2 protein-coding genes and 2 pseudogenes are annotated in these 2,422 nt (G+C 60.2%); 2 read left to right on the top strand and 2 right to left on the bottom strand.

What is annotated here, in order from left to right:
- The first annotated feature begins 148 nt into the window (after positions 1 to 148).
- Positions 149 to 451 carry a M23 family metallopeptidase gene (locus Y707_RS0116030; protein ID WP_253905212.1) on the top strand — a complete coding sequence of 101 codons (303 nt, stop codon included), beginning with the start codon at positions 149 to 151 and terminating at the stop codon, positions 449 to 451.
- Between the two features lie 501 nt (positions 452 to 952).
- Here Y707_RS0116030 and Y707_RS32925 read toward each other — a convergent pair.
- A pseudogene (locus Y707_RS32925) lies at positions 953 to 1,138 on the bottom strand (transposase); the annotation flags it as partial.
- Positions 1,139 to 1,355: 217 nt separating this feature from the next.
- Here Y707_RS32925 and Y707_RS0116020 point away from each other — a divergent pair.
- Positions 1,356 to 1,835, top strand: coding sequence for a hypothetical protein (locus Y707_RS0116020; protein WP_026535833.1), 480 nt, complete (start codon positions 1,356 to 1,358; stop codon positions 1,833 to 1,835).
- A 318-nt stretch (positions 1,836 to 2,153) separates the two neighbouring features.
- Here Y707_RS0116020 and Y707_RS0116015 read toward each other — a convergent pair.
- Positions 2,154 to 2,422: pseudogene (locus Y707_RS0116015) on the bottom strand (IS630 family transposase); the annotation flags it as partial.

The raw sequence follows: 2,422 nt of genomic DNA, 5'->3' as shown, positions 1-2,422 counted from the left end.
AGGACCGCAGACAGCCAGTCCTGCCGTCACTGCACCTGAAGCCTCTGCGGTCAGCGCAAACCCGCGCCTGGCTGCGCCGTTAGCTCTGATGTCAATGAGTTCCCCATTCGGTTTCCGGACGAATCCTTTAACTGGAGAGACTGACGAGATGCACACCGGCACCGACTTCGCCGCCGTTTGCGACACACCCGTTCTGGCTTCGGAATCGGGAACTGTTGTGGAAACCGGCTGGCACCCTCACGGCGGCGGCAACCGCGTCGTCATCAACCATGGCGACGGGCTGGAAACGACCTACAACCATCTGTCGGCCATCAAGGTCACAGACGGGCAAAACGTTTCAGCCGGCCATCCCATTGGCAGTGTAGGGACGACGGGAAACTCCACAGGATGCCACCTTCACTTTGAGGTCGTTGTCGATAACCAAACAGTCGATCCGGCCGGCTGGCTCTAAACTTAACCCTCGAAACTGACCCGCCCCCACGAAGGCTTCTGCTGCTAAGGCGTCAGAGCCGTCCACTAAAATTACCGGCACGGCTGCCGGCAAGAATGCCATCAAAGCTCTTTCAGACCATGCTGGTCTGATTAGACCCGCTTCCATGGATTCGCGTTGGGGCCGCACCATGGCTAGGACCACGGCGTTTTACGCCCGCGGGAAACAACCCGGCAGAACGGCTTCCGGAAATCACTTCCTTCGCCCAATGGGTGCGTCACTGGGCAGAGCGTTCCGGCTGCTGGAACGCTAATCTGCTGATTTTGGGCGACTTTAACCTGGACCGGACCGGTGACCCGTATTCGACTTGTGTCATCCATAGCCCGGATTTGGCTTTGATGGCCGTTTGCAAGGCGAGTATTCACAGCGGAAGCTGTTGTTCGGTGGCAGCCACGTCTCGGCGTCGGAGTCGCCTTTCCCCGCGTTGGCCGGTCCGTCAAGGGCCAGTAGGTTCAGCGGATCATTCGCGGTCAACTCGGTTTCCGTGCCGCCGTGGCTCTCGCGGTACTTGAGCAGCCACCGGCGCAGGCTCTCCACCCCGACAATATAGGAGCGGGCGACGTCCACAATTGGCTTGGACGTATCGATAACCTCGCGGCACAGCTCGTCTTTGAATTCCTGGCCGAACCGTCGACGTGTTGCAGACATACTGCGGATCTCGCTTTCAGCAGAACCTCCAGCTTAGGAGGGTCCGCTGTCCGAAAAATCTCTGGGCCGGGTTCCGCGGTATTTCCGCAAGAAATGGCCCGGTACGTCAGCCTTTGCGCAGGATTAGCGCGATTCAGCCAAAGGCGCCCATTCACGTTGTTAACTTGTTATTAGCGCTGGTAATCCGCCAGCGGAACCTGAACACATGGAGCACACTATGACCGTTATCACCAAGGTAGCTGCCGGAGTCCTCACGGCCGGTCTCCTCTTCGGAGGCAGCAGCGCTGCCTTCGCTGTGGAGCCCGTCGTATCCGGGCCCGTCGTATCCGAGCCCGCGCCGGTTCTTATCACCGAGGCCGACGTTGCAGCAGCACACGCAGCCTTCAAGCAGGCGCAGGTCGACGCCCGTACCGCGGAGCGTCAGACGCGTGTCGCGGCACGGGCAGCCGAGAAGGTAGCCGGAGACCAGGTCAAGCTCGTCAAAGGCAAGGCCAAGCGCGGCGCCCAGGCTGGTGTCAAGGCTCTGCGCGCGGGAAACCACGCCGCTCTGAAGGCGCTCAAAGCCGAAAACGATGTGCTTGTAGACGCAGCCAAGGCTGCCTACCAGCAGGTCGCCGCGGCCTATGAGGCACAGCAGGCAACTCTCATCGAAGAGCCCGTTGTCTCCGGGCCTGTCGAGGAGCCCGCGACTGTCTAAGGCTAAGTCCCCGCAAGCAGCTGGGCACCGTTCTTCGCGGACGGTGCCCAGCTGTTTTTCTGCCCTCCGCCGAGTCAAGCCCCTTCCCAGGAATGTGGAAATAACGGTGCATCCGACTCGATAGACCGGCGGGGAGGAGCCCGGTATGGGGCAACGCTTGGGCTGTGACGAATATCCAAACCATTGAAAAGCAGAATGAACTTTCAAGGCGGAAGCTGCTCATGAGCTGGCGAGGATGGCCGAAGGAGCAGGGGTTGTACCTTGACCGGCCTCGGTGGGTTGTCCGAGCAGCTGACCAAGCCCGCGACCGGGACTGCCCTAGTGCCGTGTTGCTGAGGTTGTTTGACGGTCTGCTTTGGCTAGTATTTGGTCTGCGGTTTTTGTCCAGACGAAGGGATGGGCCCGTTCGTTCCAGCCGTTGATGAAGGCCCTGATCGCTTTCATCAGCTCGGGGACGGAGACGAAGGTGCCGCGGTGAATTGCCTGGCGTTCGATGATGCCGAACCAGATCTCGATCATGTTCATCCACGAGGCACTGGTCGGGGTGAAGTGAACGTGGATCCTCGGATTGGCGGCCAGCCACTCGT

This window comes from Arthrobacter sp. H14 (assembly GCF_000520495.1).
In the GTDB taxonomy this organism is placed as follows: Bacteria; Actinomycetota; Actinomycetes; order Actinomycetales; family Micrococcaceae; genus Arthrobacter_C.
This window is presented reverse-complemented; position numbering and strand designations above follow the sequence as displayed.